The following is a 15,359-nucleotide window of genomic DNA, read 5'->3' on the forward strand; positions in this document are numbered from 1 at the left end:
CTGCGAGACTGCGAGGCATGTCGGATGCACAGGTCGTCGTCGTCGGTGGTGGGATCGCGGGGCTGGCTGCGGCCGCCTTCCTGAGCGGGGCGGCCGGGGGGCCGGCGCGGGCGCGGGTGACACTGCTGGAGGCGTCGGGGCGGGTCGGCGGGAAGCTGTGGGGCGGCGAGGTCGGCGGGGTCCGGGTGGACCTCGGGGCCGAGTCGGTGCTGGCGCGGCGGCCGGAGGCCGTGGAGCTGGCCCGGGCCGTCGGGCTGGGGGCGGAGCTGGAGCCGCCGACCGGCGCCAAGGCGGCGATCTGGACCAGGGGCGCGCTGCGGCCGCTGCCGGGCGGGCAGGTGATGGGCGTCCCGGGCGACCTGGAGGCGCTGGCCGCCTCCGGGGTGCTGAGCGCCGAGGGGCTGGAGCGGGCCCGGCACGAGCGGGCCGGCGAGGTCGGGGCGGACGTCGCGATCGGCCGCTACGTCGCCGACCGGCTCGGCCAGGAGGTGGTGGACCGGCTGGTGGAGCCGCTGCTGGGCGGCGTCTACGCCGGTCGCGCCGAGGAGATCTCGCTGCGCGCCGCCGTGCCGCAGCTGCTGCCGATCGCCCGGAGCGGCGGCTCGCTGGTCGAGGGGGTGCACGCGCTGGCGTCCCGGCCGCAGGTGGTCGGCACCCCGGTGTTCCAGGGGCTGCGCGGCGGCCTCGGCACCCTGCCGGGGGCGGTGGCCGCGGCCTGTGTGAAGGCGGGCGTGGACCTGCGCACCGACACCCCGGTGGAGGAGCTGCGCCGCACCCCCGAGGGCTGGCGGGTGGTGGCCGGCGGCGAGGTGCTGACCGCCGACGCCGTGGTGCTGGCCGTCCCGGCGCCGGCCGCGGCCCGGCTGCTGCGGGCGGACGCCCCGGCGGCGGCCGCCGAGCTGGACGCCGTCGAGTACGCGGGCATGGCCCTGGTGACCCTGGCGTTCCGCCGCGCCGACCTGCCCGAGCCGCCGGCCGGCAGCGGCTTCCTGGTACCGCCGGTGGACGGCCGTCGGATCAAGGCCTCGACCTTCTCCTCCAACAAGTGGGGCTGGCTGCAGCGTTCCGCCCCGGACGCCTTCCTGCTGCGCACCTCGCTGGGCCGCCACCGCGAGGACGAGGTGCTGGAGCTGCCGGACGAGGAGCTGGTGGCCCGCTCGCTGGCGGACCTGGCGGAGGCGGTCGGCCTGACCGCCCGGCCGTACGACACCGTCGTGTCGCGTTTCACGGCGGGCCTGCCGCAGTACCCGGTGGGCCATCCGGACCGGGTGGCCCGGGTGCGGGCGTCGGTGCGGGCGGTGGGCGGCCTGGCGCTGTGCGGCGCCGCGTACGACGGGGTGGGGATCCCGGCCTGCATCGCTTCGGCGGCCGCCGCCGCGGCGGCCGTCGGTGAGCACATCGACGAACGGTTGACCCCGACGACCGGGGACGGTTCCACGGAGAGGACAATGGGCGCATGACTGAGAGCGTTGAGCGGGAGCCCGAGCAGCGGCCCGAGAAGAAGAAGGCGCGCGACCTGAACCAGGTCATCCGCTACACCATGTGGTCGGTGTTCAAGCTCAAGGGCGCCCTGCCCGAGGACCGCACCGCCCTCGCCGCCGAGGTGGACGAGCTGTTCGCGCAGCTGGACGCCAAGGACGTGACGATCCGCGGCACCTACGACGTCTCCGGGCTGCGCGCGGACGCCGACCTGATGGTCTGGTGGCACGCCGAGGACTCGGACGACCTCCAGGAGGCGTACAACCGCTTCCGCCGCACCGGCCTGGGCCGCCAGCTGGAGCCGGTCTGGTCGAACATGGCCCTGCACCGCCCGGCCGAGTTCAACAAGTCGCACATCCCGGCCTTCCTGGCCGACGAGCGCCCGCGCGACTACGTCTGCGTCTACCCGTTCGTCCGCTCCTACGAGTGGTACCTGCTGCCGGACGCCGAGCGGCGCGCGATGCTCGCCGAGCACGGCCAGATGGCCCGCGGCTACCCGGACGTGCGGGCCAACACGGTGGCCTCGTTCGCGCTCGGCGACTACGAGTGGCTGCTCGCCTTCGAGGCGGACGAGCTGCACCGGATCGTCGACCTGATGCGCGACCTGCGTCCCTCCCGGGCCCGGCTGCACGTCCGCGAGGAGGTGCCGTTCTTCACCGGCCGCCGCAAGCCGGTGAGCGAGCTGCTGAACGGCCTGGCCTGACCCGCGTCGCACCGGAGGCCGGCTCCCCCCGCTGGGGTGGGAGCCGGCCTCCGGCCGTTCGTCAGGGGCGCGGCCCCGCGAACTCCCGCAGGACGGCGTTGTAGCGGGTGCCGAGGTCGACCCGGGTGACGTCGGAGAAGCGGAACTTCATCGGCTCCGGGCGCCAGCGCGCCTCGGGGTCGACCTCGTGCAGCCGCAGCGAGGCGGGGCGCACGGCGGTGACGGCGCCGACCCAGCAGGAGTCCGGGGCGTTCCGCTCGGTGTGCAGCGCGATCAGGCCGTACTCCGCACAGGCGGTGGCGAGCAGCCCCGGCAGGTCGTCCAGCGGCAGTTCGGCGCCCGGCGGCCGGACGGGCCACCGGCCCCGGCGGCGCAGCACCCGCACGGTCAGGGTGTCGGGGCCGCCGAGGTCGCGGACCTTGCGCAGGTCGGTGGTGCGCACGGCCGTCCAGCCGTCGAGGTGGTGGTCGGTGCACGCGGCGAGCAGCGTCCAGACCGGGCCGGTGCCGAGGACGAAGCCCTCCAGCTCGTCCGCTCCGGGGATCGAGCGGCGCAGCCGGACCGGCCGGCCTTCGCGGTGGGCGCGGTCGAGCGCGGCGCGGTGGTGGTCGTCCATGGGGCGGAGTCTGCCCCGGTCAGGGCCGTCGGCGCAGCCGGTTTTCAGCCGCGGTGCGGGCGCAGGGCGGCGCGCAGCCGGGCGTCGGGGAGCACGGCGGGGCCGTTCATGGCGACGGCGGTGAGCAGTTCGCGCTCCTCGTCGTCGGCGAGGCCGTGCTGGCGGGCCGGGCGGACCTCGCGCAGCACCTCCTGGCCGATCGGGGAGGCCCAGCGGGTGTACGGGTAGACGTCGACCCGGGCCATCAGCAGGGTGCCCGCGGTGAGCACCAGCGGCAGCGAGAACCAGGCGATCGGGGCGAGGGTGTCACCGCCGGTGAAGCCGCTGAGCGAGACCGCGGCGGCGAGCAGCACCACCGTCAGCAGCATCGCGTGCCGGACCTGGCGCACCACCACCACGGTGTTGCGCTGGACCAGGGCCGGGGTGGCCAGGCCGGCCAGCGCCAGCCGGGCGCCGATCTCCAGCACGGTGGGGTGCTCGCCCATCGCCCGGCGCAGCTCGTCGGTGCGGCACTGGCCCTCGGGGCCGACGGTGGCGACGACCGCCCGTTCCAGCCGGCTGCGGCCCCTGGGGTCGACCACGGTGGTCCAGCCGGTGTGGGCGAGGTGCAGGCGGCCGCGGCCGGCCATCAGGACGAGGGCGAGCTCCACCACCCGGTCCGGGCCGCCGGCCAGGTAGGCCGTCTCGTACAGTCCGATGCCGACGGCTTCCGGCGGGCGCCGCCCGTCCTGGTCGGCGAGGGCATCGGCGGTGGCGGTCATCCGCACCAGCCGGAGGCAGGACAGCACCGCCGCGACACAGGCCGGTATCAGGAACAGCAACCACATGGGCTTGTTCTATGCCTGGGGCCCCGGCGCGGGGAACGGCTTCCCGGGGCGCGATACCGAACTGTGACGTCAGGAGCCGCCGCAGCTGCTCCCGCAACTGGACGAGGAGCCGCAGCTGGAGGACGAACCGCAGCTCGACGAGGAGCCGCAGCTGGAGTGCGAGGAGCCGCCGCACGAGGAGTGGTGGTGGGTGGAGCCGGAGTCGGAGGAGCCGCAGGAGGCGGTGGAGGCGGCGCCGCAGGAGGACCCGCCGGACGAGGAGGTACCGGACGAGGATCCGCCCGAGGAGAAGAAGGAGGAGGACGAGGCCGCCTGGGCCTGTCGTACCGCCTCGTCCTCGGCCGCCGCGGCCAGCATCGCGGCCTCCAGCTCCTGGTCGTCCAGCGCGGCCGCGGCCAGTCCGCCGAGGGCGACCGCGCCCAGCACCGCGCCGCCCGTCAGCCGGGGGGAGACACCGGAGCCGGGCGTCCACGGGGTGCTGCCCTGCATCAGCGCGAGCTGGCGGTGCCCGGCCGGGGTGACCCGGCCGTCGGCGGGGAGGGTGGCGAGCAGGGCGACGGCGCCGAGGAGCAGCAAGAGGCCCGGGTACCAGAGGTTGGGGCGGTCGTAGAGGGCGTCGTTGTCGTCCAGCAGCAGGGCGAGCCCGGCGAAGACCACGACGTCGAGCATCGCCAGCCAGAGCAGCCGCCGTGCGACGCGGGCCCGGTGCAGCCGTTCCGGGCGGCGCATCAGGCCGCGGTCGGCGAGCCGGTCGCCGATCTCCTGGACGGCGGCGGAGCGCATCACCGTGCGGCGCACCGTGCCGAGTTGCCGGCTGCCGGTCGAGCCGACGGCGTCGTGCACGGCCTGGTCGACCGCGTCGTACGGGCGGGCGCCGGTGAGGGTGACCAGTCCGGCGCGGTTGATCACGACCTGTTCGCCGAGGTGCATCCGGACCAGCGCGGTGTCGAAGACCCGGCCCGGGCCGCCGGCCAGGAAGGCGGTGTCCAGCAGCGGCAGGCCGCGGCCGGGAAGGCCCTGCGGGTGGGGCACGTGGCGGACCCGCTGCCTGGCCTGGGAGGCGTACAGCGCGGCCGCGACCAGCAGGAGGGCCGGGATCAGGAAGTAGCTGTTGTGCCACATGGGCGGTTCCCCCGATTGAGACGTCGGATCAGTGGCCGCGCAGGGCCCGGCGCAGCCTGGCGAGCGGGCCGGGCGGCGGTTGGGGCGCCGGGTGGAGCCACTGCTCCAGGGCGCGGCGGTGGTCGGCGGCGGACGGGCCGCCGTCGGTGAGCACCCACGCGGCGAAGGCCCGGGCGTCGGCGTGGTAGCCGCCGGTCTGCGGGTGGGTGCGGGCGTAGGCGAGGAAGAGCGGCCCGTACCGTGCCCCGAGCAGGCGGGGCAGGTCGGGGGCGACCTTCGCGGTGGTGTCGCGCCGCTTGGCGGCGAGGCCGGTGGACTGGGCGCGGACCTGGTCCGGGTCGAAGCCGGGCGGGACGGGCCCGCCGGCCACCAGGGCGGCCAGCAGTTCCGTCTGGCGCCGGGCCAGGCGCTCCCGGGGGGTGCCGGTCGCGTCCTCGGCGCCGGCGCCCCCCTTCGGCTCCACGGGGTTCAGGTCGGGCGTCATCGGGTGCTCCCCTCCAGCACCCGACGGATGGCGTCCAGTTCACCGGCCAGTTCGGAGGGCGGCGGGAAGTCGGCGTCCCGTTCCAGCAGGACGCCGGGCGGTTCGACCCGCGCGCAGAGTTCGGCCAGGACCTCCAGCACCGGTTCGGTGACGGGGTGGGCATGGGTGTCGTGCCACACGCCGTCGACCAGGGTGCCGCCGGCGACGTGCACGTAGGCGAGCGCCTCCAGCGGCAGGCGGTCGAGCTCGGCGGCCGGGTCGGTGCCGAGGTTGACCCGGTTGGTGTGCAGGTTGGCCACGTCGATCAGCAGTCGGACGCCGGTCCGCGCGACGAGTTCGGCGAGGAACTCGCCCTCGGTGAACTCGTCTTCGGGCCAGGCGAGTTGGGCGGCGATGTTCTCCAGGGCGAGCGGCACCGGCAGCTGGTCCTGGGCGATCCGGACGTTCTCGGCGATCACCCGCAGGGAGTCCCGGGTGCGCGGGACGGGCAGCAGGTGGCCGGCCTCCAGGGCGCCGGCCCGGACGAAGGCCAGGTGCTCGGTGACCAGGGGGGAGCCGAGCGCGAGGGCCGTTCCGGCGAGCCTGCCGAGCCGGCCGGGGTCGGGCCGGTCGGCGCCGCCGAGGCCGAGGCCGACGCCGTGCGGGACGACGGTGACGCCGCGTTCGCGCAGGACGGTGAGCGAGGTGGGCAGGTGGTCGGCGCAGACGTTCTCGGCGACCACCTCGACCCAGTCCAGGCCGGGCTGGCGCTCGACCACGGTGTCGATCTCGCTGCGCCAGCCGAGGCCGACGCCGAGCCGGGGCACGGTGGTGGCCGTCGCGGTGGTCTCCGTCGTGGCGGTGTCCACTGTGGAGGCGGTGGAGCCGGGCAGGTCCAGGGCAGGGGAGGTCATCGGTTCGCCCCCTTCGGAGGGCTGGGTGGGGAGGCCGTCGGGCGGTGCGGGCGTCGTCGCCAGGACCGCGCGGCCGTGTTGCTGAGGATGTCCCCGGGCGGGGTGGCTGCCAAGCCTCACCCGGTCTTCTCAGAGCATTATTTGAGCCTTGCCGTTCAGGTGCGCGAGGTCCGGCCCGGCGTCCGGGGCGGATCCACGGACGGACGGCCCGGTGGCGGGGAAATTCGGAGGCGGCGGCGGACGGGCGCGGATAGCGTGCGCATCGATGACTGAGACCGAACTGACGATCCGAGACTTCCGCCCCGCCGACGCCGAGGCGGTGACCGCCGCCCACCGGGCCGGCCGCGAACACCTGGTGATGAGCGCCGAGGCGCTGCTCTGGATGAACTCCCGGACGAATCCCGAGGAGCGCTTCCGCACCTTCGTCGCCGAACTGGACGGCCGGGTGGTCGGCGCGGTGCGCTGCGGACTGGTGCTCGGGACGACGACCACCGGCGTCGGCTACGCCAACGGCAGCGTGCTGCCCGGGTTCCGGCGGCGCGGCGCGGCCACCGCGCTGCTGGCCGCGGCCGAACGGCACCTGAGCGCCCACGGGGTGGCCGAACTGCACACCTGGCTGGACGACGAGCCCGCCGCCCTGGCCTTCGGTGCCGCTCGGGGCTACCAGCCGGGGCGCGAAGCCCACTTCGGCGGGCGGGACCTGGCCCTCCCGCTGCCACAGGCACCGGTGCGGCCGGCCGGCGTCGAGCTGCGCCCGGCCACCGACTGGGCGGACGATCCGCGCCCGCTGTTCCTGGTGGAGGCGGACGCGATCCGGGACGAGCCCGGCGAGGTGGTGATGGACGCCCTGGACTACGAGGAGTGGCTGCGGGGCGACTGGGCCCGGCCGGACCTCGACCTCGGGCTGACGGTGGTCGCCGTGGTGGACGGCGAGCCGGCGGCCTTCACCATGGCGCAGACCGACGGTATGGGCCGCTACTGGTCCGCGTTCACCGCCTGCCGCCGGGAGTTCCGCGGCCGCGGGCTGGCCAAGCTGGCCAAGCTGGAGTCGCTGCGGCTCGCGGCGGCGGCCGGTCACCGCCGCGCGTACACCAGCAACGACGCCACCAACGCGCCGATGCTGGCGGTCAACGCCTGGCTGGGGTACGAGCGCTGCGCGGGGGAGCGGAAGGGGATCAAGCGCCTGGGGTGACCGGGGCGCGGAGATCCGGCCACCCCGATTTGCCGCGAAGGGGGTATTTCCGGCCACGGACGGGGACATGACCAGGGCGCACAGTTCGTGGTCGAGTCTTCCTCCGGGGGATCATATGGAGATCCTGCTCCAGGTGCTGATCGCATCGGTGCCGGCCGTGATCGGCTTCCTCGCGGCCCGTTCCCTCGCCCGCACCAGGCTGTTCCTGCGCTACGGCTTCCTGCGGGCGCTGCTGGCGCCGTACGGGCGGGTGCAGATCGTCATCCCGAGCCTGGAGGTGGCGGAGTTCGCCTTCACCTCGGACGGCTGCCAGTTGACCAGCCGCGGGCCGAAGAACGTGCTGTTCGTGCCGATGGCCGAGGCCAGGGCGATAGCGGAACTGACCGACCTGCTGCGGAAGGTCAACCGCAAGGCGACGATCGAGCTGGTGGTGGCGGGGGCGCAGGACCCGCGGATGCCGACCTTCTCGATCGGCGGGCCGGGCGTCAACTCGTACTCCGGTGGCGTGCTGGACACGGTGTTCCCGGACTTCGCGGTCGAGTACCCGGACGAGGCCCGTGCCCGCTGGGGCGGGATGACCTTCGAGGCGCTGTACAACCCGGCCGGGGAGCTGATCCGCGACCACGGCTTCATCTTCGTCACCCGCACGCCCCGGCAGGCGCCCTGCGTCGTGCTCTGCGGGGTGTTCGCCTTCGGTTCGGCGATGGCGGTGGAGGCCCTGACCTCGGCGAACCGGGGGTCCCCGCTGGCGGCGCTGTTCCGCTCGGGGGAGAAAGGATTCGTCGCGGTGGAGGGGCGGGTGATCGGGCTGGACACGGTGGACGTCACGGTCGAGGTCTGCCGGGTGCTGCCCACCCAGCGGTCCGACGTCCCGTCGGGTTTCCGGGGCGAGGTGTCCACCAGTCGTCCCGATCCGTGAGACGATTGGTCTCGACCACGTGGTGCGAATCCGGACAGTGCGGGAGGGAACGGGGCACTAACTCCAGCTGTTCGTACAGCTTTTGCCCCATCCCTGACACAACATGGGCATAATCGCGCGCATGACGATCAACCGTGCGAACGTGAGCGCGATTGCCGAGGACCTGTACGTGTGGCTCCCCCCGAAGCGGGGCTGGGGCCTGGCCAACTGCGGCCTGCTGGCCTCGGAGACCACCGCGCTCTGGATCGACACCCCCTACGACCCCTCACTGGCCGGGGAGTTCCTGGCCGCCAGCCGGCGCCTGCTGCCGACCGGGGTCGACATCGACCGGGTGGTCGTCACCCACGCCAACGGCGACCACCTGTGGGGCGCCGGAGTGCTCCCCGACGCCGAGGTGATCGCCACCCGCGAGGCGCTGGAGCACATCCACTGGGAGCCCACCCCCCAGCAGCAGCACGCCCTGCTCACCAACAGCGACCCGGACTCCCCGCTCGGCGGCTACCTCCGCGAGCACTTCGGGGGCTTCGACTGGTCCACCACCGAGCCGGTGCACCCGGACACCGTCTTCACCGGCGAGCTGGAGCTCACGGTCGGCCGCTACCCGGTGCAGATCACCAGCCTGCCCGCCGCCCACACCGGCGGCGACCTGATGGTCCACCTGCCGCACCAGCGCGCCGTGTTCACCGGCGACGTGATCTTCTCCTCGACCCCCGAGCAACCGGGCGACCACCCCTCGCACTGGGCCGGCCCGCTGGAGAACGTCATCGGCGCCTGCGAACGGGCCCTGGACACCGGCGCGGAGATCTTCGTCCCCGGCCACGGCCCGGTGCTCGACCGCGAGGGCGTCCAGGAGCACATCGGCTACCTGGCGTACGTCCGCGAGCGCGCCCACACCCTGCACGCCGCCGGGATACCCGCGCTGGACGCCGCCCGGCGGGTGATCGCCGAGCAGCGCCACCCCGAACTCGGCCTGCCCGAGCGGCTGGTGCTCACCGTCGCGGCCGAGTACCGGCACCTGGACGGCTCCGAACTGCCCGGCATCCTGGACGCCATGGCCCAGGTCGCCGTGGTGGCCCGCGAACTGGCCGAGGACTCGGCCCGGATCCCGCGCCCGCGCCCCGCCCGGAACTGACCGCCCGGAACCGACCGCCGGGGCACCGACCGCCGGGGCCCCGACCCCGGCCGGACCCCGCGCGCACCCGGCACCCGCACCCCGGCACCCGCACCACCGCACCCGCGCGCACCCCGCTCCCGAGCTCCGCCCGGAACCGAACCCCGGGCGCCGGCCCGGGCCGAGCAGCAAGGACACCCGAGGACCCCGATGACGCAGATCGCGCTGATCGCGCTGATCGTCCTGGCGCTGGCCACCACCGCGGCCGCGGTCGTGCTCGCCCGCGGCCGGGCCGCGGCCGTCCGCCGGGCGGTGGCCGCCGAGGCCGCGCTCGGCCAGGGCGCGCAGCAGGCCCGCGCCGCCGAGGCCAAACTCGCCCGCGCGGAACGCCAGCGGGACGAGGCCCAGGAGGCCGTACGGAACGCCGCCGAGCAGACCCGGCGGGCCGAGGAGCACACCCGGGCCGCCGACCAGCGGGGCGCCGCCGCCAACGCCCGGGCCAGGGAGGCGAACGCCGGCATCGGGGAGGCGAACGCCCGCGCCGCGGCCGCCGAGGCCCGGCTGGCCGCCGCGGACCGCGGCGGCGCCGCGCTGCTGGCGGAGATCGGCCACCTCGCCCAGGAGCGGGTCGCCGCCACGGCCGTCCGGCTGACCCACACCAACGCCCCGACGGTCGGCCCGCTTGACCCGCAGGCCGTCGGCCCCGAGGGCGTCCGGGCCCTGCAGTCCGTCCTGGACGCCACCACCGCGGCCCTCGCCGACGAGCGCGAGCGGGTCGACGCCGCCGCCCGGGCCGCCATGCGCGGCGCCACCTCCCGGATCCAGACCCTGCTCTACCAGATCCAGAGCCTGGTCCAGCAGCTCCAGCACGACAACGACGACCCCCGGCTGCTGGAGGTCGACTTCCGCAACGAGGTCGCGCTGCGCCGGATCCAGACCGTCGCCGTGCTCTGCGAGGCCTGGCCGGGCCTGGCCCGGACCGACTCCCCGCTCGCCGAGGTCGTCGTCGGCGCGCTCTCCCGGGTGCCCGGCTACGCCCGGATCAAGGTCGCCAACCACCTGCGCGAGCAGCGGCTCGCCGTGGTCGCCCGGGCCGCCGAGCCGATCGCCATCGCCATCGCCGAACTGCTCGCCAACGCCACCGCCTACTCCCACCCGGAGACCGACGTCCCGGTCACCGTCCAGCAGGGCGGCCGCGGCGCACTGGTGATCGTCGACGACAGCGGCATCGGCATGGACGAGGACCAGCTGCGCCGGGCCCGCCGACTGCTGGCCGGCCCGTCGGACGTGCTGCTCACCGAGCTGGGCAACCCGCCCAAGACCGGCTTCGCGGTGGTCGGCAAGCTGGCCCGCCAGTACGGCTTCACCTGCCACATCGAGCCCTCGCCGTACGGCGGCATGCGGACCCTCCTGCGCATCCCGGCCGCGCTGGTGACCACGGTGGACGACGAGCAGCCGCTGTCCGTGCTCACCCCGCTGCCGCTGCGGGCCGGCAGCGGCCCGGCACCGGCGCCCACCGTCGCGGCCGTCCCGCCGATGCGCGACGCCGACGAGCAGGCCCCGCCGGTGCTCGCCGACCGCCACAACCAGCCCGGCCCGCATCCGGCGCCGGCCATCCACGTGGTCCCCGACCCGGACACCGCCGCCACCCCCGACGGGGACGGCAGCGGCCTGCCCAGCCGACGGCGGCGGCGTCCGCGCACCGGCGAGGAACCGGGGGCGGCGCCCGGCGCACCGACCGCCGGGACGGCGGGAGGGCCGGGGGAGCAGCCCGCACCGTACGTCCGCACCCCCGAGCGGGCCGCCGCCCACTGGCAGGCCCTGCAGCGCGGCACCGACTCCGGCCGGGCCGCGGCGGCACAGGCCGCCCCGGGCAGCGCCTCACCCGAAGACAGCGCGATCACCCGGAACGGCGTCGCCGGTGGCGACACCACCGGTCCGACAGACATAGAAGGAGTCGAGCATTGACATCCTCCCCGGCTGAGGCCGGGAGATTCCGGCCGCACCTGCTGCGCGGGGCTCCTGCCCCGTACGGCCGGCGTTCCGGCGGGTTCCCCGTTCAACGGGCCGTGCCCGGCGTGGGATCGCCACGTCGGGTCTCACCGGCCCTCCAGGGGCGTTTAGCCTGTCCGCCTGCCCGGCGGCCAGGATGTTGCGAGCGGCGTTGAGGTCACGGTCATGCAGCACACCACATGCGCGGCAGGACCACGCGCGGATCGCGAGGGGCTTGGGACCGTCACGGTGCCCACACTCCGAGCAGAGCTGAGAGGACGGGAACGTGCGGTGCACGATCCCGACCGTGCGCCCGCGCCGTGCGGCTTTCTCTTCGAGCAGTCGGCGGAAGGTGGCCCATCCGGCATCGTGGACGGATTTGGCCAGGCGGCCTCGGGCGAGGCCGTGTACGTTCAGATCCTCCAGGTACACCGCTTGGGTTTCGCGGATGATCCTGGTGGTCTGTTTGTGCAGCCAGTCCCTGCGGGTGTCGGCCACCTTGGCGTGTGCCTTGGCGACCTTGCGGCGGGCCTTGGCCCGGTTCTTCGACCCCTTGGCCTTACGGGACAGCTCCCGCTGCGCGGCCTTCAACCGCTTCTCGGCCTTACGCAGGAAGCGCGGATTGTCGATCACGCTGCCGTCGGAGAGCACGGCATAGGTGGTCAGCCCGAGGTCGATGCCGAGCTCGGCATCGACCTCGGGCAGGTGGCACGGCTCCACGTCCACGACGAAGCTCGCGTGGTAGCGCCCAGCCGGGTCCAGCACGATCGTCACCGACGACGGGTCGGCGGGCAGCGCCCGCGACCACTTCACCCGCACATCGCCGATCTTCGCCAGGTTCAGCTTCCCGTTGGACCGGACGCGGAAGCCGTTGCGGGTGAACCGCAGCGACTGCCGGGCGTCACGCTTCGACTTGAACCGAGGCAGGCCGACCGGTCGGCCCTCCCGCTTGCGGGCCACCGAGTCGAAGAAGTTCCGGTAGGCCGTGTCCAGATCCCGGAGGGACTGGATCAACGGATCCACGCCCACCGAGGCGAGCCACGCCCGCTCCGGAGTCTTCTTCGCCGCTGTGATGACCTGCTTCTGCAAGTCCGTGGCCTTCGGGTACGGCAGGCCGTCCTTCCAGGCGTCCCTCCGTGTCGCGAGGGCGTCGTTGTACACCACCCGCGCGCACCCGAACGTCCGTGCCAGAGCCACGCGCTGACTCGCCGTCGGATAGGCGCGATAGGAGTACCTCAGATGCACACGATCAACCTAGCCGGAGCCACCGACAACGGCTCCTACCCACATGCCTTGAGCCCGCACGCCGCTGTGCGGCAGGGCGGAACGGCCCCCATTTCCCCCGGCCGACGCCGGGAGCACCCTGGGAGTACAAAAGTGAGCAGCTCGCCCAGCCCGACCGCCACCGAAGAGATCTCCTGGGTGCTGAACCCGCTGCTGGAGCTTCCGGGGGTGCTGCACGCGGTGGTCGCCACCGGTGACGGCCTCGTCGAGGCCGCCTCCGACGGCCTCGGCCGGGCCTCCGCCGAGCGGGTCGCCGCGATGACCGCCACCGTGCACGCCGCGGCCCGCGCCTTCACCACCGCCTTCACCGACGTCGAGCGGCCGCGGCTGGCCCAGACCGTGGTGGAGTCCGACCTCGGCTACGCCATCGTGGTCCCCGCCGGGGAGAACACCTCGCTCGCCGTGTTCACCGCCCCGGACGCCCAACTCGGCAACGTGGCCTACCAGATGCAGCTCCAGGTCGCCGCCCTCGGCCGGGCCCTGGCCAGCCCGCCCCGGCAGCAGGAGGCCGGCGCGCAGGGCACCCCGACCGGGTCATGAGCGCCGTCCCCCGCAGGCGGATGGTGCCCGCCTACCTGGCCACCGGCGGCCGCAGCCGCCCCGGCACCGACGGCTTCGAGCGGCTGACCGTCCTGTTCGCGGACCGCGCCGAACCGCCCGGCGACCTCGACCCCGAGCACCGCCGGCTCTGGGAGCTGCTGCGCCCCGGCGCGCTGACCGTGGTGGAGGCCGCCGCGCACCTGCGCCTGCCGGTCAGCGCCACCGTCTTCCTGGCGGCCGACCTGGTCGAGGCGGGCTGCCTGCGCGCCCGCGCGCCGATCCCGCGCGCCCAGCAGACCGACCGCTCCATCGTCGAGAGGCTCCTCGTTGGACTCCGTGCGCTCCGGTGACCCCGGCAGCGGCCCCGGCCCCGGCCAGGACCTCCCGGCCGCAGGGCCGAGCCGGGTGGGCTACCTGCCCGACCGGGACCAGCTGCTGATGAAACTGGTGGTCGCCGGCCCGTTCGGGGTCGGCAAGACCACGCTCATCCGCACCCTCTCCGAGATCGCCACCCTGCACACCGAGGAGGCGATGACCGAGACCGGGCGGCCGGTGGACGACCTGGCGGGCCTGCCGGAGAAGACCACCACCACCGTCGCGGTGGACTTCGGCCGGCTCACCCTGCCCGGCAACACGGTGCTCTACATGTTCGGGACCCCCGGCCAGCGCCGCTTCTTCCCGCTCTGGCAGGACATCGCCCGCGGCGCCCTGGGCGCGCTGGTGCTCGCCGACACCCGCCGACTGGCCGACTCCTTCGAGATCATGGACATGGTCGAGGAGCAGGGCCTGCCGTACGCCGTCGCCGTCAACACCTTCCCGGACTCCCCGGAGCACCCGCCCGAGGTGCTGCGCGCCCACCTGGACCTGCACGCCGCGACCCCGCTGCTGCTGTGCGACGCGCGCGAGCGCGGCAGCAGCCTCGACGCGCTGATCGCCCTGGCCGAGCACGTCCTGGAGACCCTGCCCGCCACCGCCACCGCCACCGATCCCCAGGAACGCCCGTGACCGTCGAGACCCGACCGACCCCGATCTACGGCCCGGTCTTCGCCGCCGACCCCCAGCTGGTGTACGAGCGGCTGCGCCGCCACGGCGCCGTCGCCCCGGTCGAGATCGCCCCCGGCGTCGAGGCCCTGCTGGTCACCGACTACCAGGCCGCCCTGGACCTGCTGCGCGACACCGACACCTTCTCCAAGGACTCCCGCGCCTGGCAGGCGACCGTCCCGCCGGACTCCCCGCTGCTGCCGGTGCTCGGCTACCGCCCCACCGCGCTGTTCAGCGACGGCGCGACGCACGCCCGCTACCGCGCGGTGATCACCGACGGCCTGGCCCTGCTCGAACCGCACCGGCTGCAGCGCCAGGTCGCCGAGGTGGCCCACCAGCTGATCGACCGCTTCGCCGCCGTCGGCAGCGCCGACCTGATCGCCGAGTACGCCCGCCAGCTGCCCGCCTTCGTGCTGACCACCGGGTTCGGCGTGCCGGAGGAGGAGCACGCCGAGGTGGTGGCGGCGATCACCGGGCTGATCGAGTCGGGCGCCCGGGCCGGTGCCGCGTACGGCAAGCTCGTCGCGGTGGTCACCGCGATGGTCGCCGAGCGCCGCGAACGCCCCCGGCACGACCTGGCCTCCTGGTTCGTCACCCACCCGGTCGGGCTGGACGACGACGAGGTGATCCGGCAGATCACCCTGACCATGATCGCCGGGCACGAGCCGACCACCAACCTGATCGGCAACGCCCTGCTGCGGCTGCTCACCGACGCCCGCTACGCCGGCTCGCTGTTCGGCGGCGCGATGACCGCCCACCAGGCGATCGACGAAGTGCTGTGGCACGAGCCGCCGATGGCCAACCTCTCGGCCCACTACCCGCGGTACGACATCACCTTCCACGGCCGCGAGATCGCGGCCGGCTCGCTGGTGCTGGTCTCCTACGCGGCCGCCAACTCCCAGGCGGCGCCGGCCACCGACGGCACCGAGCTGCGCAGCGGGGAGAGCGCCCACCTGGCCTGGGCGGCCGGCCCGCACGCCTGCCCGGCCCGGGACCCGGCCCTGCTGATCGCGATCACCGCCATCGAGCAGCTGACCAGTCGGCTCAGCGACCTCGAACTGGCCACCCCGGCAGGTGAGTTGCTCTGGCGCCCGGGCCCGTTCCACCGCGCCCTGGTCCACCTGCCGGTCCGCTTCGCCCCGGTCGCGGGATAGCC

The 15,359-nt window shown here is 74.7% G+C and carries 14 protein-coding genes and 1 pseudogene; 10 read left to right on the forward strand and 5 right to left on the reverse strand.

Annotated elements, in window-relative coordinates; genetic code table 11:
- Window positions 1-17: 17 nt before the first annotated feature.
- Together hemG and hemQ are read left to right on the forward strand one after the other, a co-directional pair.
- Window positions 18-1,460 carry a protoporphyrinogen oxidase gene (gene hemG / locus ACFY2K_RS16130; protein WP_380639310.1) on the forward strand — a complete coding sequence of 481 codons (1,443 nt, stop codon included), beginning with the start codon at window positions 18-20 and terminating at the stop codon, window positions 1,458-1,460.
- Window positions 1,457-2,182 (forward strand): hydrogen peroxide-dependent heme synthase, encoded by a 726-nt coding sequence (gene hemQ, locus ACFY2K_RS16135; protein WP_375888299.1) that lies wholly within the window; start codon window positions 1,457-1,459, stop codon window positions 2,180-2,182. Before hemG ends, hemQ begins: the two co-directional genes overlap by 4 nt.
- Window positions 2,183-2,243: 61 nt before the next feature.
- On the opposite strand, the gene ACFY2K_RS16140 is transcribed toward hemQ, so the two are convergent.
- The 4 genes and pseudogenes from ACFY2K_RS16140 to ACFY2K_RS16155 form a co-directional block, all read right to left on the reverse strand.
- On the reverse strand, window positions 2,244-2,798 hold the full coding sequence (locus ACFY2K_RS16140; protein ID WP_380639312.1) for a hypothetical protein: 555 nt from the start codon (window positions 2,796-2,798) through the stop codon (window positions 2,244-2,246).
- 44 nt (window positions 2,799-2,842) lie between these two features.
- A complete protein-coding gene (locus tag ACFY2K_RS16145) occupies window positions 2,843-3,625 on the reverse strand; it encodes a TIGR04222 domain-containing membrane protein (RefSeq protein WP_380524203.1) in 783 nt (260 codons plus the stop codon).
- 69 nt (window positions 3,626-3,694) lie between these two features.
- A complete protein-coding gene (locus ACFY2K_RS16150) occupies window positions 3,695-4,747 on the reverse strand; it encodes a TIGR04222 domain-containing membrane protein (RefSeq protein WP_387711873.1) in 1,053 nt (350 codons plus the stop codon).
- Between the two features lie 28 nt (window positions 4,748-4,775).
- A pseudogene (locus ACFY2K_RS16155) lies at window positions 4,776-6,037 on the reverse strand (DUF692 domain-containing protein).
- 352 nt (window positions 6,038-6,389) lie between these two features.
- On the opposite strand from ACFY2K_RS16155, the gene ACFY2K_RS16160 reads away from it, so the two are divergent.
- From ACFY2K_RS16160 to ACFY2K_RS16175, 4 genes are all read left to right on the forward strand, one after another.
- Window positions 6,390-7,316, forward strand: a complete 927-nt coding sequence (locus tag ACFY2K_RS16160) for a GNAT family N-acetyltransferase (protein WP_380592750.1) — start codon at window positions 6,390-6,392, stop codon at window positions 7,314-7,316.
- A gap of 115 nt (window positions 7,317-7,431) precedes the next feature.
- Complete coding sequence (locus ACFY2K_RS16165) at window positions 7,432-8,235, forward strand: hypothetical protein (RefSeq protein WP_387711874.1); 804 nt, start codon at window positions 7,432-7,434, stop codon at window positions 8,233-8,235.
- A gap of 121 nt (window positions 8,236-8,356) precedes the next feature.
- Window positions 8,357-9,367, forward strand: a complete 1,011-nt coding sequence (locus ACFY2K_RS16170) for an MBL fold metallo-hydrolase (protein ID WP_380639318.1) — start codon at window positions 8,357-8,359, stop codon at window positions 9,365-9,367.
- A gap of 189 nt (window positions 9,368-9,556) precedes the next feature.
- Window positions 9,557-11,314, forward strand: a complete 1,758-nt coding sequence (locus ACFY2K_RS16175) for an ATP-binding protein (protein WP_387711876.1) — start codon at window positions 9,557-9,559, stop codon at window positions 11,312-11,314.
- Here the strand turns inward: ACFY2K_RS16175 and ACFY2K_RS16180 are convergent.
- Entirely contained in the window at window positions 11,228-12,583 is a 1,356-nt protein-coding gene (locus ACFY2K_RS16180) for an RNA-guided endonuclease InsQ/TnpB family protein (protein WP_380639320.1), read from the reverse strand. The genes ACFY2K_RS16175 and ACFY2K_RS16180 overlap by 87 nt on opposite strands.
- Before the next feature lie 132 nt (window positions 12,584-12,715).
- Between ACFY2K_RS16180 and ACFY2K_RS16185 the strand changes: the two genes are divergently transcribed.
- The 4 genes from ACFY2K_RS16185 (at window position 12,716) to ACFY2K_RS16200 (ending at window position 15,357) form a co-directional block, all read left to right on the forward strand.
- Entirely contained in the window at window positions 12,716-13,162 is a 447-nt protein-coding gene (locus ACFY2K_RS16185) for a roadblock/LC7 domain-containing protein (protein ID WP_375888317.1), read from the forward strand.
- Window positions 13,159-13,512: a DUF742 domain-containing protein gene (locus ACFY2K_RS16190; RefSeq protein WP_375888319.1), complete on the forward strand. Its 354-nt coding sequence runs from the start codon at window positions 13,159-13,161 to the stop codon at window positions 13,510-13,512. The genes ACFY2K_RS16185 and ACFY2K_RS16190 overlap by 4 nt, the downstream gene beginning before the upstream one ends.
- Before the next feature lie 88 nt (window positions 13,513-13,600).
- The gene (locus ACFY2K_RS16195; RefSeq protein WP_375888485.1) at window positions 13,601-14,167 is read left to right on the forward strand and encodes an ATP/GTP-binding protein; all 567 of its coding nucleotides are present in this window, start codon (window positions 13,601-13,603) and stop codon (window positions 14,165-14,167) included.
- The gene (locus ACFY2K_RS16200) at window positions 14,164-15,357 is read left to right on the forward strand and encodes a cytochrome P450 (RefSeq protein WP_375888322.1); all 1,194 of its coding nucleotides are present in this window, start codon (window positions 14,164-14,166) and stop codon (window positions 15,355-15,357) included. Before ACFY2K_RS16195 ends, ACFY2K_RS16200 begins: the two co-directional genes overlap by 4 nt.
- Window positions 15,358-15,359: the final 2 nt, after the last annotated feature.

The sequence above is a fragment of the Kitasatospora sp. NPDC001309 genome, from assembly GCF_042896295.1.
Taxonomy (GTDB): domain Bacteria; phylum Actinomycetota; class Actinomycetes; order Streptomycetales; family Streptomycetaceae; genus Kitasatospora.

Bases quoted from the DNA above. Each gene is read 5' to 3' on its own strand.
- hemG (WP_380639310.1), top strand. From the start codon at position 18: ATGTCGGATGCACAGGTCGTCGTCGTCGGTGGTGGGATCGCGGGGCTG.
- hemQ (WP_375888299.1), top strand. From the start codon at position 1,457: ATGACTGAGAGCGTTGAGCGGGAGCCCGAGCAGCGGCCCGAGAAGAAG.
- ACFY2K_RS16140 (WP_380639312.1), bottom strand. From the start codon at position 2,798: ATGGACGACCACCACCGCGCCGCGCTCGACCGCGCCCACCGCGAAGGC.
- ACFY2K_RS16145 (WP_380524203.1), bottom strand. From the start codon at position 3,625: ATGTGGTTGCTGTTCCTGATACCGGCCTGTGTCGCGGCGGTGCTGTCC.
- ACFY2K_RS16150 (WP_387711873.1), bottom strand. From the start codon at position 4,747: ATGTGGCACAACAGCTACTTCCTGATCCCGGCCCTCCTGCTGGTCGCG.
- ACFY2K_RS16160 (WP_380592750.1), top strand. From the start codon at position 6,390: ATGACTGAGACCGAACTGACGATCCGAGACTTCCGCCCCGCCGACGCC.
- ACFY2K_RS16165 (WP_387711874.1), top strand. From the start codon at position 7,432: ATGGAGATCCTGCTCCAGGTGCTGATCGCATCGGTGCCGGCCGTGATC.
- ACFY2K_RS16170 (WP_380639318.1), top strand. From the start codon at position 8,357: ATGACGATCAACCGTGCGAACGTGAGCGCGATTGCCGAGGACCTGTAC.
- ACFY2K_RS16175 (WP_387711876.1), top strand. From the start codon at position 9,557: ATGACGCAGATCGCGCTGATCGCGCTGATCGTCCTGGCGCTGGCCACC.
- ACFY2K_RS16190 (WP_375888319.1), top strand. From the start codon at position 13,159: ATGAGCGCCGTCCCCCGCAGGCGGATGGTGCCCGCCTACCTGGCCACC.
- ACFY2K_RS16195 (WP_375888485.1), top strand. From the start codon at position 13,601: ATGAAACTGGTGGTCGCCGGCCCGTTCGGGGTCGGCAAGACCACGCTC.